28 protein-coding genes and 3 pseudogenes are annotated in these 26,453 nt (G+C 38.8%); 21 read left to right on the top strand and 10 right to left on the bottom strand.

Annotated features, from left to right (window positions below; translation table 11 throughout):
* Positions 1–556: 556 nt before the first annotated feature.
* Together BN161_RS24095 and BN161_RS24100 are read right to left on the bottom strand one after the other, a co-directional pair.
* On the bottom strand, positions 557–1,078 hold the full coding sequence (locus BN161_RS24095) for a GNAT family N-acetyltransferase (RefSeq protein WP_044271104.1): 522 nt from the start codon (positions 1,076–1,078) through the stop codon (positions 557–559).
* A gap of 24 nt (positions 1,079–1,102) precedes the next feature.
* A complete protein-coding gene (locus tag BN161_RS24100; protein WP_044271105.1) occupies positions 1,103–1,513 on the bottom strand; it encodes a WG repeat-containing protein in 411 nt (136 codons plus the stop codon).
* Between the two features lie 228 nt (positions 1,514–1,741).
* Here BN161_RS24100 and BN161_RS24105 point away from each other — a divergent pair, with 228 nt between their 5' ends.
* Positions 1,742–2,314, top strand: a complete 573-nt coding sequence (locus tag BN161_RS24105) for a DNA-3-methyladenine glycosylase I (RefSeq protein ID WP_044271107.1) — start codon at positions 1,742–1,744, stop codon at positions 2,312–2,314.
* 61 nt (positions 2,315–2,375) lie between these two features.
* Here BN161_RS24105 and BN161_RS24110 read toward each other — a convergent pair whose 3' ends face one another.
* Positions 2,376–3,029, bottom strand: coding sequence for a DUF4476 domain-containing protein (locus BN161_RS24110; RefSeq protein ID WP_044271110.1), 654 nt, complete (start codon positions 3,027–3,029; stop codon positions 2,376–2,378).
* Between the two features lie 239 nt (positions 3,030–3,268).
* On the opposite strand from BN161_RS24110, the gene BN161_RS24115 reads away from it, so the two are divergent.
* Complete coding sequence (locus BN161_RS24115) at positions 3,269–4,096, top strand: carboxypeptidase-like regulatory domain-containing protein (protein WP_044271112.1); 828 nt, start codon at positions 3,269–3,271, stop codon at positions 4,094–4,096.
* 3 nt (positions 4,097–4,099) lie between these two features.
* On the opposite strand, the gene BN161_RS24120 is transcribed toward BN161_RS24115, so the two are convergent.
* Positions 4,100–4,960, bottom strand: a complete 861-nt coding sequence (locus BN161_RS24120; protein ID WP_044271113.1) for an AraC family transcriptional regulator — start codon at positions 4,958–4,960, stop codon at positions 4,100–4,102.
* Positions 4,961–5,058: 98 nt separating this feature from the next.
* Between BN161_RS24120 and BN161_RS24125 the strand changes: the two are divergent.
* Positions 5,059–6,114, top strand: a pseudogene (locus tag BN161_RS24125) (acyltransferase family protein); the annotation flags it as partial.
* Positions 6,115–6,220: 106 nt separating this feature from the next.
* Positions 6,221–6,817: a sugar O-acetyltransferase gene (locus tag BN161_RS24130; protein WP_044271114.1), complete on the top strand. Its 597-nt coding sequence runs from the start codon at positions 6,221–6,223 to the stop codon at positions 6,815–6,817.
* 92 nt (positions 6,818–6,909) lie between these two features.
* Here BN161_RS24130 and BN161_RS24135 read toward each other — a convergent pair whose 3' ends face one another.
* Both BN161_RS24135 and BN161_RS24140 read right to left on the bottom strand, forming a co-directional pair.
* The gene (locus tag BN161_RS24135; RefSeq protein ID WP_007214069.1) at positions 6,910–7,470 is read right to left on the bottom strand and encodes a flavin reductase family protein; all 561 of its coding nucleotides are present in this window, start codon (positions 7,468–7,470) and stop codon (positions 6,910–6,912) included.
* Positions 7,471–7,476: 6 nt separating this feature from the next.
* The gene (locus BN161_RS24140) at positions 7,477–8,013 is read right to left on the bottom strand and encodes a flavodoxin (protein ID WP_044271115.1); all 537 of its coding nucleotides are present in this window, start codon (positions 8,011–8,013) and stop codon (positions 7,477–7,479) included.
* Between the two features lie 396 nt (positions 8,014–8,409).
* On the opposite strand from BN161_RS24140, the gene BN161_RS24145 reads away from it, so the two are divergent.
* From BN161_RS24145 to BN161_RS24155, 3 genes are all read left to right on the top strand, one after another.
* Positions 8,410–9,009 (top strand): CPBP family intramembrane glutamic endopeptidase, encoded by a 600-nt coding sequence (locus BN161_RS24145; protein ID WP_244436614.1) that lies wholly within the window; start codon positions 8,410–8,412, stop codon positions 9,007–9,009.
* A gap of 31 nt (positions 9,010–9,040) precedes the next feature.
* On the top strand, positions 9,041–9,646 hold the full coding sequence (locus BN161_RS24150; RefSeq protein WP_044271117.1) for an RNA polymerase sigma factor: 606 nt from the start codon (positions 9,041–9,043) through the stop codon (positions 9,644–9,646).
* A 68-nt stretch (positions 9,647–9,714) separates the two neighbouring features.
* Entirely contained in the window at positions 9,715–10,038 is a 324-nt protein-coding gene (locus BN161_RS24155; protein WP_044271118.1) for a hypothetical protein, read from the top strand.
* Here the strand turns inward: BN161_RS24155 and BN161_RS24160 are convergent.
* Entirely contained in the window at positions 10,027–11,124 is a 1,098-nt protein-coding gene (locus BN161_RS24160; protein WP_044271121.1) for a 6-bladed beta-propeller, read from the bottom strand. The genes BN161_RS24155 and BN161_RS24160 overlap by 12 nt on opposite strands.
* Positions 11,125–11,366: 242 nt before the next feature.
* Between BN161_RS24160 and BN161_RS28930 the strand changes: the two genes are divergently transcribed.
* The 6 genes from BN161_RS28930 (at position 11,367) to BN161_RS24185 (ending at position 18,651) form a co-directional block, all read left to right on the top strand.
* A complete protein-coding gene (locus tag BN161_RS28930; RefSeq protein WP_244436615.1) occupies positions 11,367–11,516 on the top strand; it encodes a DUF4248 domain-containing protein in 150 nt (49 codons plus the stop codon).
* Positions 11,517–12,036: 520 nt separating this feature from the next.
* Entirely contained in the window at positions 12,037–12,267 is a 231-nt protein-coding gene (locus BN161_RS24165; RefSeq protein ID WP_044271125.1) for a helix-turn-helix transcriptional regulator, read from the top strand.
* Positions 12,268–12,429: 162 nt separating this feature from the next.
* Positions 12,430–14,373, top strand: a complete 1,944-nt coding sequence (locus BN161_RS24170; RefSeq protein ID WP_081743783.1) for a site-specific DNA-methyltransferase — start codon at positions 12,430–12,432, stop codon at positions 14,371–14,373.
* Between the two features lie 3 nt (positions 14,374–14,376).
* Positions 14,377–17,568, top strand: coding sequence for a type III restriction-modification system endonuclease (locus BN161_RS24175; RefSeq protein WP_244436616.1), 3,192 nt, complete (start codon positions 14,377–14,379; stop codon positions 17,566–17,568).
* An 18-nt stretch (positions 17,569–17,586) separates the two neighbouring features.
* Complete coding sequence (locus tag BN161_RS24180; protein WP_044271129.1) at positions 17,587–18,003, top strand: hypothetical protein; 417 nt, start codon at positions 17,587–17,589, stop codon at positions 18,001–18,003.
* A 192-nt stretch (positions 18,004–18,195) separates the two neighbouring features.
* Complete coding sequence (locus BN161_RS24185) at positions 18,196–18,651, top strand: hypothetical protein (RefSeq protein ID WP_125910920.1); 456 nt, start codon at positions 18,196–18,198, stop codon at positions 18,649–18,651.
* 233 nt (positions 18,652–18,884) lie between these two features.
* Here BN161_RS24185 and BN161_RS24190 read toward each other — a convergent pair.
* Positions 18,885–19,211: pseudogene (locus BN161_RS24190) on the bottom strand (nitroreductase family protein); the annotation flags it as partial.
* Between the two features lie 102 nt (positions 19,212–19,313).
* On the opposite strand from BN161_RS24190, the gene BN161_RS24195 reads away from it, so the two are divergent.
* Together BN161_RS24195 and BN161_RS24200 are read left to right on the top strand one after the other, a co-directional pair.
* On the top strand, positions 19,314–20,060 hold the full coding sequence (locus BN161_RS24195; protein WP_044271133.1) for a DUF1349 domain-containing protein: 747 nt from the start codon (positions 19,314–19,316) through the stop codon (positions 20,058–20,060).
* A gap of 343 nt (positions 20,061–20,403) precedes the next feature.
* Positions 20,404–20,901: an HU family DNA-binding protein gene (locus BN161_RS24200; protein WP_044271135.1), complete on the top strand. Its 498-nt coding sequence runs from the start codon at positions 20,404–20,406 to the stop codon at positions 20,899–20,901.
* Positions 20,902–20,947: 46 nt separating this feature from the next.
* On the opposite strand, the gene BN161_RS30745 is transcribed toward BN161_RS24200, so the two are convergent.
* Positions 20,948–21,169 carry a class I SAM-dependent methyltransferase gene (locus BN161_RS30745; protein ID WP_052356416.1) on the bottom strand — a complete coding sequence of 74 codons (222 nt, stop codon included), beginning with the start codon at positions 21,167–21,169 and terminating at the stop codon, positions 20,948–20,950.
* Positions 21,170–21,372: 203 nt separating this feature from the next.
* A complete protein-coding gene (locus tag BN161_RS24210; RefSeq protein ID WP_044271137.1) occupies positions 21,373–22,125 on the bottom strand; it encodes a class I SAM-dependent methyltransferase in 753 nt (250 codons plus the stop codon).
* A gap of 123 nt (positions 22,126–22,248) precedes the next feature.
* Between BN161_RS24210 and BN161_RS24215 the strand changes: the two are divergent.
* The 6 genes and pseudogenes from BN161_RS24215 to BN161_RS24240 form a co-directional block, all read left to right on the top strand.
* Positions 22,249–22,506, top strand: a pseudogene (locus BN161_RS24215) (HU family DNA-binding protein); the annotation flags it as partial.
* Between the two features lie 108 nt (positions 22,507–22,614).
* Positions 22,615–23,736, top strand: a complete 1,122-nt coding sequence (locus tag BN161_RS24220; protein WP_044271140.1) for a DUF362 domain-containing protein — start codon at positions 22,615–22,617, stop codon at positions 23,734–23,736.
* Between the two features lie 152 nt (positions 23,737–23,888).
* The gene (locus BN161_RS24225; protein WP_007214052.1) at positions 23,889–24,398 is read left to right on the top strand and encodes a hypothetical protein; all 510 of its coding nucleotides are present in this window, start codon (positions 23,889–23,891) and stop codon (positions 24,396–24,398) included.
* 24 nt (positions 24,399–24,422) lie between these two features.
* Positions 24,423–24,818 carry a phosphoribosyltransferase gene (locus BN161_RS24230; protein ID WP_044271142.1) on the top strand — a complete coding sequence of 132 codons (396 nt, stop codon included), beginning with the start codon at positions 24,423–24,425 and terminating at the stop codon, positions 24,816–24,818.
* 38 nt (positions 24,819–24,856) lie between these two features.
* The gene (locus BN161_RS24235; RefSeq protein ID WP_044271144.1) at positions 24,857–25,792 is read left to right on the top strand and encodes a DUF362 domain-containing protein; all 936 of its coding nucleotides are present in this window, start codon (positions 24,857–24,859) and stop codon (positions 25,790–25,792) included.
* 27 nt (positions 25,793–25,819) lie between these two features.
* A partial coding sequence (locus tag BN161_RS24240) for a 4Fe-4S binding protein (RefSeq protein WP_044271147.1) occupies positions 25,820–26,453 on the top strand: 634 nt, incomplete at its 3' end.

A 26,453-nucleotide genomic window follows, 5' to 3' on the forward strand; every position in this document is an offset into this window, starting at 1 on the left:
GAGGTCATTTTTATTTGTATCAGCCAATATAATGCTAATATACAGATAGTTGGCTTTTTAGACTTTTGCAAAAAACGTATTTCAGTAGATTTGGAATATTACAATCCGAACAAGCCTTAAATAGGTAAATATTTAATACAGAAAGTAAAACAATAAAGCGGAAGTGATAAAGAGTGAATAATAAAATCTTTATTCCTTAGTAGTTTAGCACTATTATAGTATGTTTTATTTACATCTATTTAAAATATCTTATTCATTTAAGCAGGAATTAGGGGTATAAGTGACCCTGAACCTATTTTGACCCTTAAATAGTACACTTTTTGTCTTTTTTTTGAGACATAACAGATTGATATACAATCATTAATCATCAGAGAATCATTTTGTCCATGAGTTCAACTTCATACACGCTGTTTTAGAAGAAAGTAAGAACCGTCTTTCTGATTGTCAAAAGAAAAAACGCAACATGCGTTCGCGGCTAATTTATCACTTCAGCAAAAGTTAAGAAGTTAAGTTTCGTAAGTACTGTTTTCCACTCCTAATTTACAGGTAGTGTACCCTAAATTATTTTTCTGTAATCCCCATCACTTTTCTTCTTAAACCCATTGCTTAGCATCACCTTTATTGAAGCCGTGTTCTCTTCGGAAGGGTCCGCCGCTATTTCACGTCCTCCCAATTCAATGATCTTTTCTTCCAACTTCCTGATAATCATTTTACCGATACCTCTATTCAGATACTCTTCTTCGCCAATCAAATATCCGATCTCGTACGTATGATTCTTTTCAGATATGTCTCCATACAAACTCTCAAAGTCGTGCCCTTCTTCCTCCAAGTCTTTCAAGAAAAAGCAATCAGCATAAAGACAATATCCGATCTTCTTATCCTTATAGTAAACAATAAAATGTTTCATAAAGTCATATTTACCATCTCTATTACTGACTTCATCCAACCAAGCCTCCTTCTGTTCTTCCCCATCCGGACATAGCCATTTGTAAATATAATCTTTCCTCAACCATCTATCAAACCACAATATATCTTCGCCAAGCAGAGGCTTTAATACTATTTCGTCTGTATCAATCATAAATTCATGTATGTCATTTCATGTTTATTCAACCCGATTTCCTTTCACATCAATAAAGAACGTTTCACCGTTCAGCTTCACCTTTGCTTTGCCATCTTTATTAAAATAGCGGGCGTCATCATATATAAAAGGAATAACTTCTTTCCCTGTCTGATCTATAAAACCGCATTTACCCTCCATGCATACTGCTGCCAGCCCGGTTTTGGTAAATGACCATGCAGGATTATATATACATGGAATAACTTCTTTTCCCGTTTTATCTACATATCCCCACCAACCATTCTGCCGAACTAATGCCAATCCTACAGAAAAAGCATGGGCATAGTCATAGATAAACGGTACGACTTCTTCGCCTGTTGCAGCATCTAAAAAGCCCCATCTACCATTGTATTCCGTTGGCACTAATTTTTGCACTTTCATTTTTTGAGTATCCATAATAGTATAATCCGTTAAATATTGAATTGATAAATAAGAAATAGTTCAAGCCTGCTTTCTGCTGTAAAGATAGGAATTAAATTGAGACTGAGCGCAGAACTCAGTAATAAGGCTGATGAATAGCAGTTTATCCAAGAAAAGGAAGAATCTGAAATAGAATAACTTATTAAAATTTGGCACGCCATTGTGAATCAACTATATTTGTACATTCATTATAGTACTATAATTATGCAAGATTTTGTAAACGGACGCTGTGGTTGGTGCGGAACTGACGAACTGTATGTGAAATACCATGATCAAGAGTGGGGAAATTTAGTGACCGACGACAAGACACTGTTCGAGTTTCTTGTGCTGGAGAGCGCCCAGGCCGGATTAAGTTGGATAACCATCCTCAAAAAACGTGAGGGATATCGCAAAGCCTTTTGTGGTTTCGATGCCGAACAAGTAGCACAAATGACCGATGAAGATGTCGAGCGGCTGATGCACTTTGATGGTATCGTGAAGAATCGTCTGAAAATCAAATCTACCATCACAAATGCAAGGCTATTCCTCGCCATACAAAAGGAGTTCGGCAGTTTCTATGAATATACACTGTCGTTCTTTCCTGATAGAAAACCGATTATCAATACCTTTCAATCCTTGAGTGAGATTCCGGTATCATCTCCCGAATCCGATGCCATGAGCAAGGATATGAAAAAACGAGGATTCAAGTTCTTCGGATCTACGATCTGCTACGCCCATTTGCAGGCTGCGGGATTCGTCAACGATCATCTTGCGGACTGTATCTGTCGAAAAGGATAAATGTAACTCCATACAAAGTAAAAGGCGGTATTTCCTCGCATGGATTTACCGCCTTTTCATTTTACTTCTTTATTCCCAAAATACTTCTTGCTTTCTCTTCACTGGAGATAAAATCGAGTGCATTGATTATCTCGTCATAATTCTCCCGGTCGGAAATATTCGGAGCTAAGATTTTCAGGACTTCCAGTTTGTCATCATCAAACCGGTATATCGACATCATCCGCACACACTGTTTGCAACTTAATCCCCTGTTACCGATTCCGGTTTCCAGCAAATCCAGTTGATCGTCTTTGAAAGGTTTGCCCTTCACTTTGTTGTAAAGAGACTGGAAATCCCTTTCGTCCATCACCCTTCCAACGGTGACGTGCGGACGGGAAGGAGCCGTTCCACCGATTTCCACAGACGGATAAACCGCTACAGGGGGATTGGTATACTTCTCGTAAGAATCCATATAAGTCACTTTTCCATCCACAAATCCAAGGTCGATGATCGTTATACCGGGAGCTCCGGAAATACTTTTCTCATACCTCCATCCTTCCACTTCGTGATCGAAGCTACGGTGCATCGGCTGTCCCAATATGGATGTGATCTCCTCTTTAGTCATCCCTTTCTGAATTTTCATCAGGGTATTACTGTCAATCCCTAAAATCATGGCACAACTACCCATACAGATTGCAAATGCCAGTAGTGCTAATGTCAGTTTTATTGTTTTCATTGTATATATTGTTTTTAGTTTTTATGTTGCTACAAATATAAGTGGAGAAAAACATATAATATTATCTTTTTCCCTATTATTTAGGGAGATTTCCCTATTATACCAGTATTCACAGTGCTCCGAATTCTCTTCAAATCACGGGAAATAAGAGAACAATTCTGATAATCAACCAATATTAAATAGAATCCTATTCGTTTTTTTTAAATTAATTCCATATCTTCGCCAAAATATCTACTACTATGACACAGATAATCAGACTTCTTTTCTGTATTTCGATGTCCTTTTCATTTTATATAGTCGGACACGCACAGCAACAAGATTCAGTAACTATTAGTGGGCGAGTGACGGATTTCGATGGGCAACCGATAGATAGTTGTTCCGTATGTTGGTACACTCCCCGATTCAATCCTGTATCAGAAGGTATCACTAATAAAGATGGCTACTACACTGCCAGGGTACCTAAAGGAAAATATCAAAGTGTATATGCTATCTACTATCCTACTTATGCGCACGCAGCCCTCAAACTTGGACTACCCGAAGCGGAACACCGTTTAGAGTTTTGGGCATGGGATTTTATTGCCGATCGCGACACTACGTTAAACATACGATATCATCGTATGGAAGTTTATGGAATACGTGCATTCCGCATCCCCGGCGCTATGCCTGCTTATCAGATATATGTCCGTCCCATGAGCCTGACACGCTTTTACGAATGGATGAAGACCTCCGAACCGACTTCTATTGTGCGCAATGAAGATCTTAGCAACAAGAAACAGCAAGCCCAAAGCAAGGAAGCCAAAGCGGCTCAATGGGCTCCACCAATTGATCAACTGAAAGTTGTTGTCTGGATAGATGGCGAAGAAGTTTCCATTCTGATGAAGCAGGAAATAAAAGAATACTACGATGCCGATGAATATGGAAGCGCCTATCTGCTGACGGTAGATCTCCCTAAGCATTTGCAGAATGACCTCCCTTATCGTGTATTCAAATTAGAACTGACCGACTTGGAGAATGGTGATCGTGGCGAAGGTCTTTATTATATGGAAAAAGAAAACTATATAAAATAGGTATTAAATATCACTTTCCTTTTTTTCGTTAGCATCAGCTTTGCCGCCTTGTTTGTATTCACAAGGGGAGACACCTTTATGACGCTTAAAAGTCCGGTTAAAATATGGCACATTATTAAAGCCAACATTATAGCAGATTTCTGAAACCGTGATTCTCTTCTGCTTCAAAAGCTGGCAGGCTAAACCTATACGATACCCGTTCAGATAAGTGACAAAAGTCTTTCCGGTAGCTTTCTTGAAGAATATACAGAAAGAAGCCCGGTTCATGCCTACATACCGTGCCACATCATCGAGCGTAATGTCCCGCTTTGCATTGCAGATAACATATGTCTGGATCTGACTCATACGCTTCGTTTCTTTGTCAATCCTCTGATATTTACCTACCACGTGCTCACTGCCGCTATCTGCCATTATCAGGATGAGCTTTATCATGGACGCAATCCTTTCAGCTTCACTTTGATTACACATCTCTTCCAGAAGGCCAATGATTGCCTCCGACTTTTCCTTATCGAATTTCACCGCATCATGCTTCTTCTTCAACTTATCTATATATCCGCACAGTTCAGGAAAAGTACCGGAACACCTATCGAGGAAATCATTGTCAAACGTCACGGTAATGTTCGCAATCCTGCCCTGCGCATCCGTATCATCGCCCTCAAAATACCAGCAATGCGGAATTTCCGGCGGTATCATAACTACCTCTCCACCAAGAAAAGGCTCTGTCATATCGCCTATCAACCTCATGCCGGAACCTACGATCACATACGAAAGTTCCCAGGTAGATTGCTGATGCAAACCTATCTGTTCATCGGGCGCAAGATGAACATTCTCGAAAGTAAAAGAACGTCTTTCAGATTGGGGCATTATACTATAATTTAATATTTTCTATTATTTTCTTCCTTATATAGTAGAATATGCAAATATAAGACAATTCTAATAAACGATAAGATAAATGCGTAAATTATTCTGTGGGCCCTGCCCATCAGATTTTGAATCATGGTTATCTGGCTGTGGATTTCTTTTTTGTTCTTTCCGGTTTTGTAATAGGATATGCCTATGATGGCCGCTGGGACAGGATGTTCATAAAAGATTTCTTTAAGCGACGCCTGGTACGCCTACATCCTATGGTGATTATGGGCACGTTAATAGGAGCTGTCTTTTTCTATCTGGGTGACTGTTCCGCTTTCCCTCTGATTATGGAAACACCTTGGTGGAAAGTCCTCCTGATGGTTCTGTTGGGTTGCCTGATGATTCCCACACCAGTTTCATGGGATCTACGGGGCTGGTGGGAAGTAAACTCCCTGAACGGCCCTACCTGGTCGCTAATGTGGGAGTATATAGCAAACATCCTTTATGCTTTATTTATTCGCCATTTCTCTAAAATCGCCTTGGGAATCTTTGTCGCCCTGGCAGCGTTACTGACTATCGACATAGCATTCAATATAGATACTTTTGGTCTGTTGACCACAAGAGAAGCGGCTGCATATACCTTTATCGGCGGATGGAGCCTTACTCCCGATCAGCTCTACATCGGTATATCCCGACTGCTTTATCCTTTCTTCGTGGGGCTACTGCTTTCCCGCATCAACAAACTGATAAAGATAAAAAGAGGATTTTACTGGTGTTCATTGCTGATAGCTGCCATTTTAGTTATGCCCCGCATCGGCGGCACGGAAGCCATGTGGATGAACGGTGCCTACGAAGCTTTTTGTGTACTTATTATGTTCCCTTTAATAGTAGCGATGGGAGCAGGCAGTAATGTGACAGGAAAACGTTCCGTAGCCATCTGCCAATTTCGCGGAGAGATCTCCTACCCTCTTTATATCACACATTTTCCGCTGATTTATATGCAGATAGCCTGGGCACGGAATCATCCGGACGCACCTTTAGGCATGCATATTTTGCTTGCAGTTTCCATCTTCATTTTATCCATCGCTATCGCGTATGCTTGCCTTAAACTGTATGACGAACCGGTACGTGAATGGCTGAAAAGGCGTTTTTTGATGAAAAAAAGATAAAACTATGGCGAAAAGCATCTTTTTCTTATCTTTGGCACATTAAATATGATGAGTGAGTCATCTCCGTAATGACTTGAATGCTCTAAAAATTAGTAGATCTCAATATATGAAAACAGAATTGGAAAAGTGCTTAGCCGGAGAACCGTTTAATGGCGGTGACAAAGTATTGGCAGATATGACGCTGAATGCTAAAAGATTATTGAAACAGCTAAATGAAACGGATTATGCCGACACGGAACAGAGAAAGCGAATCTTTCATGATTTGTTCGGCAAGATAGGAGAACATGTCCACATCGATATTGATTTCCATTGCGAATACGGGAAGCATATTTTCATCGGTGACCAGGTTATCATCAATATGAACTGTACGTTTGTAGACAACAACATCATCGAGATAGGCGACAATGTGTTGATAGCGTCCAATGTACAGATATACACAGCCACCCACTCTACCAAATTACAAGAAAGAGTCGTGGCGGATTGGGAAGCAGGAGAAGGTATTTGCAGAACCTATGCACTCCCCGTAAAAATAAATGATGGAGCGTGGATTGGTGGTGGTGCAATAATCCTACCGGGAGTGACAATTGGGAAAAACAGTGTCATAGGTGCCGGCAGTATAGTAACCCACTCTATTCCTGACAACTGCGTAGCCGTAGGAAATCCTTGCAGGGTGATTAAACAAATTGACAATGAAATAGTTTAACAGAACTATCACAATGTATCATTGATCTGTATTCCTCAAAGTATTTAAGCTATACTTTGAGGAATATTTTTTATGAAGACCTGATTTTAGAATCATTTCAATGCCTTACCATCCGAAAAAGCCTTACCCACCTTTTCGCCCACCTTCAGATAATCGTTGTTAAACGGATCGAAGATGATAGGGGCTACTTTGGAAGCATCTACTTTTCCGTTTTCATCAAGTACACGCTCGTCTACACTTACATTTACGATCTCTCCACGTAAGATGCAGGTTTCGGGATTGTAATCTTTCAGTTTGCACTCCACCGCTACGGACAGTTCGTCAATCAGCGGAGCATCCACAAACTCCGAACGGGTAGCATGGAAGCCTGCACGGGCGAATTTGTCCGTTACCTTATTGCCGGAAACAATACCTACGTAATCGCAGGCAACAACTTGCCCCACTTCCGCCATACTTACTGTAAATGCTTTGCGCTTCAGGATATTCGCAGTGGTCTTGTGTCCTTCGCTGATGCAAATACTGATCTCTTTCATCTCACTGATACCGCCCCAAGCCGCATTCATAGCGTTTGGAAGTCCATTTTCATCATAAGCAGCGATGATAAACACCGGCTGCGGATAGGAAAAGGGTTTTGCTCCATAATTCTTTCTCATACTAATTTATTTTTTAGTCCATTGTTTAATGTCTTCTTTGGTTGCACCGTTCAGCAGTTTGCCTTTCTGCCACTTCAGGTTGGAATAAGTCTTCTGCAACTCTTTTTCGGAATTGGAGATACTGCTTCCGCCCGATGTGGCAAACAGAATAACCGTCTTACCTGAAAAATCACCACTTTCTATAAAAGTATTAATGATTCTCGGAGCTAAATTCCACCAGATGGGAAAACCTATATAAACAGTATCATAGTCCACCAGGTTCACCGACTTGGAGCTTAAGGCAGGACGTGATTTGGAATCCGCCATTTCCACACTGCTGCGTGAGGACTTGTCGTGCCAATCCAGATCGGCAGAAGTGTACTTCTTCGCAGGCTGTATTTCGTAGAGAGTGCCACCTGTGACTTCAGCAACTACCTTGGCTGCTTTTTCTGTTGTTCCCGTTGCCGAGAAATAGGCAACCAATGTCTTAGAACTTTGTTTCTGTGCGATTGCGGTCAAACATAACGCCATAATCGCTACCATAAAGAATGTAAGTCTTTTCATACGATGTATTATTTAGTTCAAACATAGATTACTTTTCCGTAGCAAACGCTTCGATTCGGAAAGCATATTGCAATGATACAAAATTACGGAGTATTATCCAGTATGCAGGTATATAAATTACGGAATATATAACCAATATTACGGATAAAAGAAAAGGTGGGCATGTAAAATGTAAAAGCGGATTGTCCTTTCGATTTATTTTGTAATTTTACGAGCATTCTTTCAAAAGAAGTGTAATCTATAAATTCTACTGCTATGGATCGGTATCTAAAGATATTCTGGAGCAATCATTTTCAATTTAATTGGAAATTAGGCGTATTTCTCATATTGTTATTCGGAATACCCCGTTTTATAATCGTTCTACAATCTTATGTAGACAGAAGTTACGGCACTGTTATGTTCGTATTTTTAAGCATGTGGATTATCCCGTTCATTCTTCTTACAAAGTATGGTCGGAAAGACATAGGGCTTAAACGTCCCGCGCATTGGTGGAGAATAGGAGTTTCTTTCCTGTCTGGCGGAGTTATTTGCTTGGCCATATTCGGTTTATTTTCTTTTCTGTATGGACAATCTGTCGAAAACGCATTTGTATATATCGGGGGAAATAATCCCAGCAGTGGTATAACAGGAGATGATAAATTGTTGTACTTCACAATCGCTGTTATTCCAAGCATGATATTTAGTCCGATAGGCGAAGAATTCCTGTATCGAGGCATTATTCACGGGTGCTTTGTCCCTAAGTTCGGAGAGACAAAGGCTTCATACTTTGATTCACTGGCTTTTGCATTAACGCATGTAGCCCATTTCGGGATCGTTTATACACTGGGAACATGGTACTTCTTGCCGATTCCTGCCTTGCTTTGGGTGTTTTCAATGTTTATAGTCAGCCAGGTATTTTTCAGATGCAAGCTGTATTGTGATTCACTTTGGGGAGCAATAGCGGCACATTCGGGATTTAATTTCGTAATGATGTATGGTATATTCTATTTGTTATAATCATACTATAAAACTCCGCAGAGTGTAAAGCATGTATCTGGTATTGCAGAGATTATCCGATAAAAAGAAAAGTTTATTTTCGACATGGGTATATAAAATAGCCGTAAACCATTTAATCAATGAGAAAAATAAAGAATTCGTAAATCATCCCTTATCTTTTGAAATCTTCGGGAGCGATATAGACAGATATGTCGTCTTTTCAGTTGACCAAACGAATCCGGCTGAGAAAAAGATTTTCTCGGAAGAACTGAAATTGTCATGCACCAACGTTTTGCTTCAATGCTTAAATCCATTTGACAGGTTAATCTTCATTTTGGGAACCATGTTTGATGTAGACAGCCGACTGGGGAGTGAGATAACTGGATTATCAGCTGACAACTTCAGGCAACGACTATCACGCTCCAGAAAGGTAATGAGTACTTTCCTGTCAGAATATTACGAGCACGCAGGAGGCAAGAAATGTAACTGCATGAACCGGATAAATTATGCCCTCAGTCAGCACCGTATCAATCCTGCCCTGCCTTACTCATCATCATTGATACCGGAGAGAATCTCCACATCGAAGTCTGCCATGGAAAACATTGATGCCGCGACAGCTTTATATTCAAACTTACTCAGACATTCTTCTAAACAGTAAGCCAAAGAGTATCTTTTCAATCTGCTTAAAACAGATGATTTTTCATCACTAACTAAATAATATCTGACATGGACAAATTACTTTTCTCGGCAATTATAGGATTGGTTGCCGGAGTAATAGACATCATTCCTATGATTATGCAGAAACTTCCCCGCCACTCCACCGTTTCGGCGTTTTTCCATTACTTTTTCGTTTCAATCATTATTCTCAATGTAGACATACCTCATATTTCCTGGTGGCTGGAAGGAGGCGTTGTAGGATTGGCACTAACTATCCCAATGCTTATTCAGGCAGGACATTCGGATAAAAAATCTTTGCCAATAATAGCATTCAATGTCGTAATATTGGGAACATTGGTTGGACTTGCTGGACACTATATTTCAGTTTTCTAAATCCACACAGAGCAATGTAGGATTCGAGTCATCCTCCTCACTGGCTAAGCCATATTGAGCCAATTTATCAATAGAAAGCAATGTATACGCCTTGTTGTTTCGGATAAGGGAAACGGGAGTATTTACAATTGCTTTCTCATTATAAGGCATGGCGTATCCTTTTTCCGAATGAGTCAGCAATTCCCCGCTATTTGTATCCCATAGTGTATAATGCCTGCTCTCATTCCAGAAGAAATCATAAAACAACAGGTCATTCACCAATAAAGCATTTTCCGCCTTGATGTAATATTTCCCTTCCGTAAGCATACGTTCAAGATCGCCATTCAAATCTGTCGGCATCTTCAGCTTGCCCTGATTGATGGCTACAGCGGGAATGAGTTTTTCCTTTCTGCTGGCATACAGCGTATCATTAATCACAATACACACTTGGTCGTTTCCGTCTCTGAATCTGGGCACGATATAGCCACCTGAAAAACCCATTACCGATTCAGCATCGAAAGGAAAGAAAGATTGTTTCATGTTCCAGTCCTTATCAAAGAAGGCTACTAAGTGCGATTTCTGATACTCTCTTTTATAGGTTCCCCAATATCCGTTGGATACACCTATAAAGTTGGATATACTATCTTTGGGGTATTCGCTGACGAAAGTCCCGTCCGGCTTATATAATTTAGTCTTATTAGGAGTTGCAACATAAATCAACTCTTTTTCTTCATCAAAAAAGCGGGAAAAGATGTCGGCGTATTCTTCAGGCCCATTTCCCTTCCTGTCCATCACAGAAAGTAAAGAACCATTTTCGGCATTAAAGAAATAAAAACTAGTCTTATCTCCGATAACTATGTACTTTGGAGTCACATTAAGCAGATACGCATTAGCACTCAACAGGCATTTATCATTCGTTTCCAGCCGGATCGTTTTCGGATTTTTGAAAAGAGACTGATATTGTGCCGAAGTGTAGTCCGCATCAAAGTGTTCAACGCCTTTATCTATATTGACTGTAGAAACCTGATCATGTGAACCTTTTTCTCCGGAGCAAACCGTGAGAAGAAAAAGAGAGATGCTGAGAAAGGAAATACAAGAGTGTCGCATATTGTTTTTTGTTACGTTGTAAGTTGGGCAAATTTATTAAAAAAACGAATATACAAGATGTTATCTCAGAAAATGAGAAGAATAAAAAATGAAAAAAAAGAAAAGTCGGAAAAACCAACCCAAATACTTGATTTCGCCTTTCTGATGTAGTATCTTTGTAAAGCTTTAAAAAACTGAATTTTAATATTAAACCTAAAACCTTACCAAATGGCAAAACTGATTCTTTCTCCGAATTGGCCGGTATGTATTTCCCCGGTTGTTCCACTCCGAAAAATGCGGTAAGATCTTTACAACGAAGTATTAAAAGGTGTACAAATCTGGCGACAGCTTTAGTTGAAACGGGCTATCAGCCTTATAATATCGTTGGCTCTCTCCCAAGCAATACGGGCTAATAATAGAGAATTTAGGTGATCCATTCCCAGAATAATAATAGGCAATAAATAGAAAAGGCGGTAAATCTTCATTAAGATTTACCGCCTTTTTTGTTGATATTTATCAAATTCGGGCTTAAAAGAGGCTTTTTACGTTTTTAATAAACGTTGAGCACATTCTTTAAAAATGTTCCCGTTATTCTTTAAAAACGAATAACAAGAAGCTGAATAAGGCAGAAAAACACCTATAATTTATCTCTATTTAAGACTGTGGTATGTTGTATGAGAGAATGGCACAACAAGCATTTGACTTATCATCTATGCAAAGGTCAGTTCTGATACTATGAAACAAAAACAAGGAATGAGCTTTTTTCCTTCATTTAATAAATTACCCAAATACGTCTAATTGCTATCTAAATATAGCAAAACAAAACTGATTTCAAGAAAAATGAGACCAAATGTGAAAAATATTTATTCTTTCTTCTTTTAATCATTCAAATTTCATTAACTTTGTGTATGATGCAAATAAATTGAAAATAAGATGGCTGATATTAATCGACTAAAAGTAGTTCTCGTTGAGAGAAAAAAAACAAGCAAATGGCTTGCAAATCAATTAGGTAAAGACCCTGCAACCGTATCAAAGTGGTGTACCAATTCATCACAACCCGACTTAAATACTTTAACGAAGATAGCTTTCCTGTTAGGCGTCGAAGTTAAGGACTTGATAAATAAAAATGAGCACATTTATAGTAACTCCCAAGAAATTCAATAATATCACAGAGCGAGTTGTAGATGATTTGGAACGAGCTTTATCAAGTGATAGTCAAATTCAATCGCTGCTGCTAGCTTCTCTATTTATGCTTACGAAGCATTAAAAGAGGAATTGGAGAAGGTGGATAGTGTGAATTTTATTAAATAAAATTTTAAGATATATATGAATAAACTAAGAATGCAAACAAAAAATCAGGCAGATGAGAACTTCACAAAACTCGCTGCGCTGTTTCCAAATGCTGTGACGGAAACTATTGATATCAATGGCAACCTAGTTAGAGCTATTGATAAAGACATACTGATGCAAGAGATTTCTACATGTGTCGTAGAAGGTAGAGATGAACGTTACCAGTTCTCTTGGCCCGACAAAAGAAAAGCTATTCTTGCTGCAAATGCTCCAAGTACGAATACGCTTCGCCCTTGTATAAAAGAAAGCTATGGAGACTTTAATACAACCGAAAATCTCTATATAGAAGGTGACAATCTTGAAGTTCTTAAACTCCTGCAAGAGAATTATTTGGATGCTGTCAAACTGATTTATATAGATCCACCTTATAATACAGGTAAAGAATTCGTATATTCAGACAAATTTTCTCAGACTACATCAGAATATATGTTGCGTTCCGGCCAATATGATGAAGATGGAAATCAGCTATCTCCAAATATGGAGTCTAATGGACGCTTCCATACTGACTGGCTTAATATGATGTATTCTCGTTTAAAGATTGCTCGCAATCTACTTACAAAAGACGGTGTAATATTTATTAGTATTGACCAGAATGAGGTTGAGAATTTGAAAAAGATTTGTAATGAACTATTTGGATCAACAAATTTTGTTGGTGAAATTATTTGGCAATCAGCTACAGATAACAACCCTCGTCAAATATCAACAGAGCATGAGTACATTCTTTGTTTTGCAAAGGATGTGAATTTCCTTACCCCATGGTTTATTGAGTCTGACAAAGCTCAAAAGATTAATGCGCAATATAAATTGATAAAGCACAAAACCACTGACATTGCTGAACAGCAGAAACAATTACGCCAATGGATAAAAGCCAATGAGATAGATTTAAAGGGAGTATCTCATTACAACAATGTGGATGAACGTGGTGTGTACAGTAATTCCACAAATTCATCTAATACAAAACCTGGTGGTTATACATTTGATATCATTCACCCTGTTACTGGTAAACCGTGCGTGAAGCCTGCATTTGGTTGGCGCTGGACTGAAAAAACTTTCTGGGATTACGATAAGGTTGGTGATATTGAGTGGGGAAAAGATGAAACAACACAACCTCACGTTAAAAAGCGAATTGAGACTGTTAAAGAACAGTTTAAAAGTATATATTACGAAGATGGTAGAGCTTCAACCAAGCAACTAGAACAATTGCTTGGTGGCAAAAAAATATTTGATAATCCAAAATCTGTTCTTTTATTAAGTCGTATTATTGGTTTTGCAGCACCAGATGATGATTGTGTTATCTTGGACTTCTTCTCTGGCTCTGCAACAACTGCTCATGCTGTAATGGAGATGAATGCAAAAAATGGTACTCATAAAAAGTTTATCATGGTACAGTTGCAGGAGCCTACTGAACCAGCAAGTAAGGCAGGTTTCAAAAATATTTGTGAGATAGGAAAAGAACGTATACGACAAGCATCTAAGATGCTAAAAGAAACATACCCCAATGCTTCGTTTGATGCTGGTTTTCGTGTGTTAAAACTAGATTCAAGTAACATGCAGCAAGTATGGTATACTCCTAACGATTATGTTGCACAGAACTTATTTGAATCTACTGTTGATAATGTAAAACTAGACAGAACAGCTGATGATTTATTATTTCAGGCTATGTTGGAATTAGATTGTCCTCTCTCAAGTAAAATTGAGACAACTATTATTCATGGTAAAACTGTATATTCAGTTGCAGATGGTTATATGATGGCTTGTTTTGAACCGGGAGTTACTGATGAAGTTATTTCTGAAATAGCTCAAAGCAAACCATATTATTTTGTAATGCGAGATAAATGTATGGCAAACGATAGTGTTGCTGTTAACTTTGAACAGTTATTTAAGTCATATAGCCCTGATACCCATCTTAAGGTATATTAAATAATGAAAGAAATGAAATTTAATTTTAAGATACAATCATATCAAACTGATGCTGTTGAAAGCATCGTTGGTGTTTTTGCTGGCCAACCAAAGTTCGACGAGACCAGTGATAACACTATTTATGCAAGAGATTTTGGGAAAAAGGTAAAGACAGTTTCTAAAGAAGAAATTCAAGCTCTCCAGTTGCATTTTAATGATTTGGGAGATAGTATTGATGTATCAGATGCTGAAGAGCAGCTGGATGCAGCTGGATATCGTAATGCAGATATAGTTTTGTCTGATCAGCAACTACTTGAAAACATTAATACAATTCAAGCTCAGCAGAATATATATAAGTCGTCAAAACTATTTTCAGACATAGGGCGTGTATCTTTGGATGTCGAAATGGAAACAGGTACAGGTAAAACTTACGTGTATGTGAAGACCATGTTTGAGTTAAATAAGCAGTACGGATGGAGTAAATTTATCGTAGTAGTACCTAGCATTGCTATACGTGAAGGTGTAAAGAAGTCTATGGAAATGACTGTTGAGCATTTCATGGAACATTATGGCAAGAAAGCGAGATTTTTCATTTACAATAGTAGTAACTTGAATGCATTAGATAAATTCTCAAGTGATGCAGGAATAAATGTGATGATTATAAATACCCAAGCATTTGCCACCTCAATGAAAAAAGATGCAAAGAATAAAGAAAGTCGTATTATATACTCAAAACGTGATGAGTTTAATAGTCGTCGTCCTATAGATGTTATCAAGGTAAATCGTCCAATTGTAATTTTAGATGAGCCACAAAAAATGGGAGGTGCTGCTACCCAAACAGGAATCAAGAATTTTAACCCTCTTTTTTTGATCAACTACTCGGCTACTCATAAAAATCATCACAATGAGGTATACGTTCTTGATGCTCTTGATGCATACAATAAAAAACTTGTAAAAAAAATCCAAGTAAAAGGTTTTGAAATACACAATCTTCGAGGTACTGATCGATATATTTTCTTTGAAAAGATTGTTGTTTCAAGTAATAAACCTCCTATGGCAAAATTAGAAATCGAAGTGCGCCAAGCAAATGGTGTTACTCGAAAAACTAAGCTTTTGAGTATAAGAGATAACTTGTATTTAGCATCAAATGGGTTACAACAGTACAAAAATGGATATACAATAAATAATATTGATCCTGATATTAACACAATTGAGTTTGTAAATGGAGAAACAATGAAGACAGGAGATGTCGTTGGTGACATCTCTGAAAAGGATATGCGCCGTATTCAAATTCGTGAGACTATTCAATCTCATTTTGAAAAGGAGGAGGCGTTATTCCATAAAGGCATAAAGACACTTTCACTTTTCTTCATAGATCATGTTTCAATGTATCGTCAATATGATGAAGATGGAGAAGAATTTCTTGGAGAATATGGAAAAATCTTTGAAGAGGAGTATAACAATATACTTAATGATAAACTTAGATTATTTGGTTCAAGTGGTGATGAAGCTGAAAAGGATGACTATCAGATATATCTTCGTCGCTTTGATACTCATGATATTCATCGTGGATACTTTAGCATTGATAAGAAAGGGCATAGTGTTAACAGTGAATTGAAAAAAGGCTCAGACATTTCAGATGACATTTCTGCATATGATCTTATCTTAAAAAATAAAGAGCGTTTGTTAAGTTTTGATGAACCAACACGTTTCATATTCTCTCATTCTGCATTACGTGAAGGATGGGACAATCCAAATGTTTTCCAGATCTGTACTCTCAAACATTCCGATAGTGCAACAACTAAGCGTCAAGAAGTTGGACGAGGATTACGCCTTGCAGTGAACAGCTCAGGAACCCGTATGGATGCACAGACTATAGGTGAAGATCTAGTTCACGAAATTAACAAACTCACTGTAATTGCAAGTGAAAGTTATACTACTTTTGTGACTGATTTACAAAAAGAGACAAGAGACGTTCTTTATGACCGTCCAACTAAAGCGACTACAGAATATTTTAAGGGTAAAATACTAAAGGTTGGCGAAAATATTATCACAATTGATGATCAACAGGCGGCAAGTATTATTTCTTACCTTGTAGACAACGACTATATCGATTCTAAAGGTGGTATTACAGAAGAATATCACAAAGCTACTATAAGTGGAACATTAGAACCATTACCCAAAAAACTCCGTGATATGGAAGAGTCGGTTCACAAACTCATTCAATCTATTTTTGATGAGCACGCTTTGGATGGTATGTTTGAAAATGGTCACAATACTGCAATTGAAGATAACCCACTTAACGAAAACTTTCATAAAAAAGAATTTCAGGATTTATGGAAAAAAATTAATCATAAGTATGCATATACTGTAAGTTTTGACAGTGAAGAATTGATTAAGAATGCATCTGAGGCAATTAATAAAGATTTACATGTTGCACAAGTAAGATATAGCATAACAACTGGACAACAAAATGAAACAATATCTCAGTTGCAAATTAAGAGTGGAACGACATTTAGTGGGGGCTCTTCACTTTCACAAAACTTGCGAAATGCACATGCATGTACAACACCTTATGATTTGATTGGTGATATTGCCAAAGGAGCTACCTTAACACGAATAACAGCTAGTCGTATTTTGGGGAAATTAACTCCGGAGAAAAAAATGATGTTTGCGATTAATCCGGAAGAATTCATTACGAAAGTTATTAATCTAATTAAAGCTCAAAAAGCGACTATAATTATTGAGCATATTTCGTATAACCGTATTGAAGGTAAATATGATAGCTCTATTTTTACAGCAGAAAAACATAGTGCAGGTTATGATAAAGCTATTCGTGCAAAACGTCATATTACAGATTATGTGTTCACTGATGGAACAGCGAAAGATAGTATAGAAAAGACTTTTTGTCAAAGCCTTGAAAGTGCAGAGGAAGTTGCAGTATACGCAAAATTACCAAAGGGTTTTCATATTCCTACACCAGTAGGTAACTATTCTCCAGATTGGGCAATAGCATTCAAAAAAGGCACTGTGAAGCATCTTTTTTTCATTGCAGAAACTAAAGGAACAATGGATTCAATGGAACTTCGTGCAATTGAAAAAGCTAAGATTAATTGTGCCAAGAAACTTTTCAATGAAATATCTACTGAGAATGTTAAATATCATGATGTAGACAGCTATGAGCATCTACTAGATGTGATGCAAACAATTAATTAATACCTAATCAAATTTATTATGGCATTTATAAATTACCGTAAGGAAACTTCTGAGCGAAGTGATGCTACCAATTGGGCAAAGAAAATACTAATCGAAAAGACCGGCCTCTTCTTTGATGCCATTGAAGGATGTAACGAAAACAACAACAACGTTGTCACACATTTATTCGAACGTGCGAGAGTGGACTTTGTTCCAGGTGAATCTCTTGAAACAGATGTTCTTTCTGAAATAATATTATTAGAGACACCCGAAGTCCTACAGCGAAAAATTAACTTCGCAAATACCTTCAATTGCCCATTGACATATGTATTATATTGCAACGAAAAGGAAGCTGTATGGGTGTATACTATTTCTGATCTTATCACATGTAAATTCATTGTTTCATACGATACATATCATGCCTTCTCTGATTGGATCTCTACAATTAAGGGTTGAAGATCGACAAAACCATATCGTGAACGTGAAGATTTACCTTATTTTGATAAAGCTCTTAGACGTGCAGGATGTGCTTGGCCTACAAATATAGATTGTTTTGTTTCAAATCAATATTCTCAGCCAATTGCAATACTAGAATTCCAGAATGCAAATAACACGGAAGTTGCTATGCATTGCAATAATGATTTTTTCTTGGGAAAACATACACGAATTAACCAGGATGGTTATATTCAATATGATAATGATGTAAGACGTTGGCAATCGCAAGAGATATTAAGAGTTCAATCTGGATTACGTTTGTTTATTATAACTTGGTCACAAAACTCTACAGATTTTATACTCAAAGAAGTCGATGTTATTTCTTTTCCAAATCTTCCATTTAGCAAAGATTGGACGAAACATGGAGAATATCAGCGTTTAATGCACGAAGTTGCTAACACGCGAGATCAAAACAGTGCTCGTATAATTGCAAATCAGTTTAGTACCTACAAATTAAGTTACGCTGCTCCTATAATTAGTCAAGTATACAAATATCCGCCATTAAGTGCGAAAGATAAATCATTTCCTTATATCTATTATAGATACAAGAATTTAGTTGAAGGTTTAGCTGATACTCTTCCAGATTTATTTCTAAAATTGATAGATTAAATATAGTAGTAATTTGAAATAATCCATGTATCGCATTGATATTTATAGGCTTCGGCTGACTTCTCACAAAAAATCTTATTTCAACCACCCAAAGAAGTATATACTTAGGTGTCCGTGAGACCTCCCAGATATTTCCACTATTAGGGCTCATTCACTACTCACTTATAGACATACTGCATATCAGCACATTCACGGGCTGATATGTGCATGGTTTGAAATCCCAAAGAACTGCTTTAGATTCTACGATAAACTTCACCAAACGGTACTCTGCACCGTTCTCCCCAGATTCCTTTATTTCCGTCCTTTATTCCACAGGAGATAGCCATGTTTATCTCAGCACCACGAGGCAATTTCAGTATCCTTTTTAGCCGACGGCTATCCAAACCTTCCAGAGGACAAGTGTCATACCCTTCGTTTGCCATAGCAATCATAAACGTTTGGGCAGCGAGTGCACAAGATTTATGGGCAGTCACGCGCATATCATTTTCAGAAACTTCGAGCATCATCGGGCGGAAAATGCTGATGATGTTAACCAGTTGTTTTCTGAATAATCCCAAAACTGTTTATTGTCCCATTATGAATTTGGTTATTTTTCACCATTGTGTGAATGGCCGAAACTACTTATTTTTGCAAAAAAATAATCATTTATAATCAATTAAGCAATGAAAAGTAATACTATTTGTCAAGTAATTCTTGCAGGAAGCATCATATTGGCTTCTTGCCAATCTAACAATTCTGCTAAGCAAGACGAGTCTCAACAAACAATGAACGAAACAGTTATGAACAAAGTTACAGATTGCAAAATCAGTGCGGGAAACATCACTTTCACTAATGCCATCAATGGAGCTGAAAATTGCGTGAGACTGCTTGATGATGGTGCATTGGAATTCCATTGTGCCGAAGGACTGGATTTCTTCAGTGACCCGAATGGAAAACTGTCAAATACAACGCTTCCTATCCTGCTCGTCCCCGTTGAAAATACGAAACCTTTTACGTTAATAGCCAAGGTTACTCCGGAGTTCACAACAGAGGGATTATATAATGCAGCCGACCTTTTTGTATACTCTTGTGATTCACTTTGGCAGAAACTGGCATTTGAACAGGATGAATATGGTAACCACCGTGTTGTTACAGTAAGAACACAAGGAACATCCGATGACAATAATCATGATAAATTAGATGTTTCATCTGTTTACCTGAAGATTTCATCTGATACAAAAACCATTGCCAGCTATTATTCCATAGACAAGAAAAAATGGAACATGGTTCGTCTATACAAGAACTGTTATCCAAAGAACATCTATTTGGGCATCAGTAGCCAGTGTCCTCAAAAAGGCAGCTGCACAAGTCGTTTTGAAGAAATTTCTTTGTCTCACGATAATGTTAGCGATTTCCGTTTGGGAGAATAGACTATTATATATTGAAGGTGTAATTCTTAAAATGGCATGACAAAAGCCGCAGAGTATTTCTACTTCCTGAAAAAGCTTATGATTTAAGTATGGTTTTGGAATCAATTGATAACAAAGAAAAGAATCTTGCTCTTATCTTTAAAAGTTATAAGAAAGAGCAAGTTCTATAGATTTTCATAAAGCGCTTTAAATCATTCATTTACAACTTTTCTCAGAAAAACCCACTCCAAGGCATCAAAAGAGCACAATACTTCCTGCACTACATCCTATCTTTGCAATGTCATCAGAAATAAATGATGGCAAGTGAACCTTATTTTATTTAACCTATTAAACTTTAATTATTATGGCTTTAGAGTATGTAGTGACCAAAAGAGTATTTGGCTTTGACGACACAAAGACAGAGAAGTATGTAGCGAAATCTGTACGTTCGGGACAGATGAGTTTTAGTAAAACGTGTGCAAAGGTTAGTCGGCTTTGCGGAATCCACCGAAAGGTAGTAGATTTAGTAGTCAGCGGTTTGGTTGATATGATAGCGGAGGATATTGATGACGGAAAAAGCGTTCAATTAGGAGAATTCGGCATCTTTCGCCCCACCATTAAGGCCAAAAGTGTGGATACGGCAGAAGGTGTAACGGCAAGTAATATAATACGTAAGCGTATTGTATTTGCTCCGGGAAAGATTTTCCAACGTACTTTGGGAGAAATGAGCGTGACACGTTCTATTCCTGTTGATACGGATTATACGGACGGAAGTAGTTCCGGTGGTAATGGCAGTGGTGGAAATCAGGGCGGTAGCAACCAAGGTGGCGATGGCGGTTTAGATGAAAATCCATTAGGATAATCTTTTTACCGGAGTGAAAAAGTGAGTAGTGAAGTTCTTTTGCTACTCACTTTTCTGCTACTATAAAAATTTCACTGCTCGATGTAAAATCATTCTTGCCGAGTAGTTCTTTATAAATATCAATAATCCCTTCCGAGAAAACATCAAAAATGAGAACACCTCCATCAGTCAGCGAAAGATATATATTGTCCAGCAATCGGTCACGATCACTATCCGGATGGGTTCCCATATCACAATAGATCATGGTGATTGCATCGTACTTACCCATAGGATAATTATTGATGCTCAGAACTGATTCCTGCTTTCGGCTTGCACCATCAGATTACGGATCAAGGTGCTCTTTTAATATTTGCTGCTAAATATAAGGGTCGGTCCAAATGTTATGAGCGGACTTTTCAAATAAAACAGGTTTATGATCTATGATTCTCATGCCTTCTTGTAGATAGTTATTTCATATTATTCATTAATAGCTCATTGGCAAACAAAAATCTGTTTTTCCGAATGATCACAAAATGCTTCTTCTTCAAAACTGCCAAACTTATGAATAATTTTAAAATCGTTCCATTCCAAGTATGAATCTAACTCTTGAGGAAAGAATAGCCTCATATCCAAATTTTGAACCGAATCAAACTCACCATTAATGAAATAGTGCCATTCTATGCGATTTATCTGAGTTTTGCTCTCGTATCGCATAATCTGCTTTATCAATACTTCTTTCCCATCTTTGGTGGTATATTCAGCAATTTCGATTAATTCTTTTTCATGTTCTACAATGTATTGGATATTGGGATTAAAACAATCTAACAGAAATATGCCTCCAGCTTTGAGATGATTTTTAACCACCCGTAATGCTTTAAACAAATCTTCATTTTGATATAAATGATGGATCGAATTGAAAGGAATAAAAACAAGGTCGTATTTTTTCTGTAAATCGAGAGTTCTGATGTCAGCCTCAATAAATTCTATTTCTAATCCTACTCCGGCAGCTTTTACTTTCGCTTGTTCAAGCATAGAAGCTGTGTAATCTACCCCGTTGATATCATATCCTTCCTGTGCTATCGGAATAGTAAGTCTGCCTGTACCGCAACAAAGTTCAAGTATACAGGCATCCTTATTTTTAGGTAGCCATCGCTTGTAAAACAGCAAATCATCTATGTGGGTATTCATACCATCATAAATATTCGCATCATAAATTAAATCCCCAACTTTATAATTGCTATTCATCTGATTCTTCAATATCTGGTGAGTACTAATATTTACTTAACCATACAAAGGTAGTACTATTTGCTTTCATAACGAGCACTATTCCAACTAATTCACTCTGTTTTGCCCGGATATGTCCGTTAGGGAGAGTTCGGCATCTTCCGCCCCACCATTAAGGCCAAAAGTGCGGATACTGCGGAAGGAGTTATGGCAAGTAATATAGTACGCAAGCGTATTGTATTTACTCCGGGAAAGATTTTCCAACGTACTTTGGGAGAAATGAGCGTAACCCGTGCTATTCCCATCGATACAAATTATACGGATGGAAGCAGTTCCGGTGGTAACGGTAGCGGCGGCAACCAAGGAGGTGACGGTGGTATAGAGGATGATCCGTTAGGATAATGCCAAATTAAAGTAGCGAAAGAACTTCGCTACTTTTTTTGTTTCCATACCTGTTTATATGGATAATATCTCTTATTTTTGCACATATTATAACTATAAATAGGTAATATGGAAACATCAAAAGTCTACTACACAGACCTGCGTACCTCTCCTACTTCCAATCTTCTGGATAAGATGGAGCGCCTGGTAAAGCGGGCAGGTATTGAACAGCTACCCTTAAAAGACAGTTTTGTCGCTATCAAGATTCACTTCGGTGAGCCGGGAAACCTTGCTTATCTTCGTCCGAACTACGCGGCTCGCATGGCAAACCTATTGCGCAACAATGGTGCAAAACCTTTCTTGACGGACTGTAACACACTATATTCAGGCCGTCGTGCCAATGCCGTCGATCATCTGCAAAGCGCAATGGAAAACGGTTATAATCCTATATCCGCCCAATGCCAGGTCATCATCGGAGATGGATTGAAAGGTACGGATTGCCGGGAAATTCCCTTGAACGGTGAGTACTGTGCCGCCCCCAAGATTGGTACTGCCATAGCCGATGCGGATATTATCATCAGCATGAATCACTTTAAAGGGCACGAACAGGCCGGCTTTGGCGGAGCTTTAAAGAATTTGGGCATGGGTTGTGCCAGCGTAGCCGGAAAACTAGAACTGCATTCGGCCTCTCAGCCCAAAATAGATACGGGAAATTGCATCGGCTGTAATATCTGCGTGAAGCACTGTGCACACGACGCCGTACACCTGAATGCAGGACGCAAAGCAGAAATAGATTATGCTAAATGTGTAGGTTGCGGACAGTGTGTCGCTTTGTGCCAGTATGACGGCGCCATTATGGGCGATGAAGATACGTCCGAACGCTTAAACTATAAGATTGCCGAATATTCACTGGCTGTAGTGAAAGATAAGCCCAACTTCCACATCAGTTTTATAATGAACGTATCTCCGGAATGTGACTGTTGGAATCATAATGATGCCGCCATTATACCTGACCTCGGTATTCTGGCTTCTACAGACCCGGTGGCTCTGGATAAAGCATGCGCGGATATGGTCATCCAAGCTCCTATACTGCACACGGGTAACCGCCTTTCTGCAGGACATGAGCACGATGATTTGTGCGGCCATGACAAGTTCCACATGATGCATCCGGATACGGACTGGCTGGCTGGATTGCGCCATGCGGAAAAGATCGGATTGGGCAATATGCAATATGAATTGGTGAAGATTTAAACCTTTTCCTTCCGAAAGAGTCTTAATATAAATGTACCGATACAAAACCTGTAAGGATTGAGACAAATCTTCAAACAAAATGAGCGCTCATCTCCTACTTTTGTATCTTGAAGAAATATAATAATAACAAATTAAAATCTAATCATTGAATAATGGAAACATCTGCTAAACTCTACTCTTTGTCGTTCAGTAACGTGAAGACCTATTTGTTTGCATTCTTATTTGTTGCAGGAAATATAGCATTGCCGCAGCTTTGTCATCTGGTTCCCATGGGCGGACCGACTTTGCTGCCTATCTATTTCTTTACACTGATTGCCGCCTATAAATTCGGTTTCCGTGTAGGATTGCTTACGGCTTTACTTTCTCCGGTGATTAATCATTTACTGTTTGGTATGCCCGCTGCCGCTGCATTGCCTGTATTGCTGATAAAATCCGGTTTGCTTGCAGGAGCCGCTGCATTTGCCGCACGATATACAAAGAAGATATCCTTAGTTGCATTGCTTGGTGTGATTCTTGCTTACCAGGTGATAGGCACTGCTTTTGAATGGGCTATATGTGGTAACTTCTTCCTGGCCGTACAAGATTTCCGTATCGGTATTCCGGGTATGCTGATCCAATGGTTCGGTGGTTACGCTCTGCTGAAAGCTATTTCCAAACTTTAATAATAGACTATCTCCCATAACAATATGGCAAAAACAATGGAAGAAGTGCTGGAACGCTTCCGCACAATTGAATTCCACGTTGATTTTGATATGATCGTGGCTATTGCTAATGGCGGTATCGTTCCGGCAGGTATCATCAACCAGCGATTGCAAAAAGAAGTGCATCTGCTACGTATCAATTTGCGGGATGAATACCAGCATCCGAAGTACGATGCACCCCAGTTGCTCGCTCCGGTTGATTTTGATTTTAAAGATAAAAGCATTTTATTGGTAGATGACCGTATTAAGACAGGATCTACCATTCGTCTGGCGTGCGAACTACTGAAAGAGGCACGTCTGGTAAAAACATTCGCAGTCAATGGTACGGCAGATTATGCCTTGTTTGACGAGACGTGTTTTAAGTTTCCATGGATACTATGAACAATTGATAATTAATAGATTAATAATCTGAAGGGCCTATGGATAGAAGGGATTTCTTAAAGACTCTGGCGGTGACGGGGGCGGTGATGACCGTGCAACGTTCCGAAGCAATGGACATACTGGCGCAAAAGCTGACAAATGCTGGCGGCGGTAAGGTGGATCTGGTAGCTGTGATGGGTGGAGAACCGGAAGCGATGTTCCGGCGTGCTATTACAGAAATGGGCGGCATGAAACAGTTTATCAAACCGGGACAAAAGGTAGTGGTTAAACCGAATATCGGTTGGGATAAAGTACCCGAACTGGCCGGTAATACGAATCCGAAGCTGGTTGCGGAAATTGTGAAGCAATGTCTTGCCGCAGGTGCCAAGGAGGTTACGGTTTTTGATCATACTTGCGATGACTGGCAGAAGTGCTACAAGAACAGCGGCATTGAAGAAGCTGCCAAAGCTGCGGGTGCCAAGGTTATGCCGGCTCATCTGGAAAGCTACTACAAACCAGTCTCATTGCCCAAAGGCGTACGCATGAAAAGTGCCAAGGTACACGAAGCTATTCTGAACAGTGATGTATGGATCAATGTGCCCATCCTGAAAAACCATGGAGGCGCCAACCTGACGATTTCCATGAAAAACCACATGGGTATTGTCTGGGATCGCGGTTTCTTCCATTCCAACGACTTGCAGCAATGTATTGCCGATATCTGTACAATGGATAAGAAAGCAGTGCTGAATGTAGTGGATGCCTATCGCGTTTTGAAAACGAATGGCCCGCGCGGACGTTCTGCTTCGGATGTGGTATTGACCAAGGGATTATTTATTTCACAGGATATCGTGGCTGTAGATACGGCTGCCACCAAATTCTTTAACCAGGTTCGCGAAATGCCGCTTGAAAGTGTAGCTCACCTTGCTAACGGGCAGGCATTGAAGATTGGAACGATGGATTTGGATAAGCTGAATGTGAAGCGTATCAGGCTTTAATTCAAGCGATATAAAGTATACACACTTATGTTGAGAAAAGCACGTATTATACTGTCTGTTGTTATCTTCGGGCTGATAACTTTTTATTTTCTGGATTTTGCGGAAATATTGCCAAATAGTTTCCACAGACTGGCGCATATACAGTTTGTACCGGCATTGATGTCACTCAGTTTTTTCATCCTGGCAGTGCTGATACTGATTACCTTGTTATTGGGACGTATCTATTGCTCTACAATTTGTCCGATGGGTATCTTTCAGGATATAGTGACCTGGATTTCTAAAAAAACGGCAAAGAAAAAGAAACGTTTCCGCTACTTGCCTGCCAGGAATATACTGCGCTGGGGAGTAGCGGGTGTAACGGCTATAGCTTTTCTTTTCGGATTTACGGTCATTTTAGGTCTGCTCGATCCTTACAGCGCTTTCGGACGTATGACGGTCAATGTGTTTAAACCTGTATATATGTTAGGAAACAATTTGCTGGAAAGCATATTTTCAAGTTTCAATAACTATACTTTCTATCAGGTGGACGCTTCTCTCCTGAGTATCTCGTCCTTTATTATCGGACTGTTGACGTTCTTGGTAATTGGCTTTCTGGCATGGAAATACGGACGTACCTGGTGCAACACAATATGCCCGGTAGGTACGCTGCTTGGCTTTCTGA

This window comes from Bacteroides timonensis (assembly GCF_000513195.1).
GTDB classification, from domain to species: Bacteria; Bacteroidota; Bacteroidia; order Bacteroidales; family Bacteroidaceae; genus Bacteroides; species Bacteroides timonensis.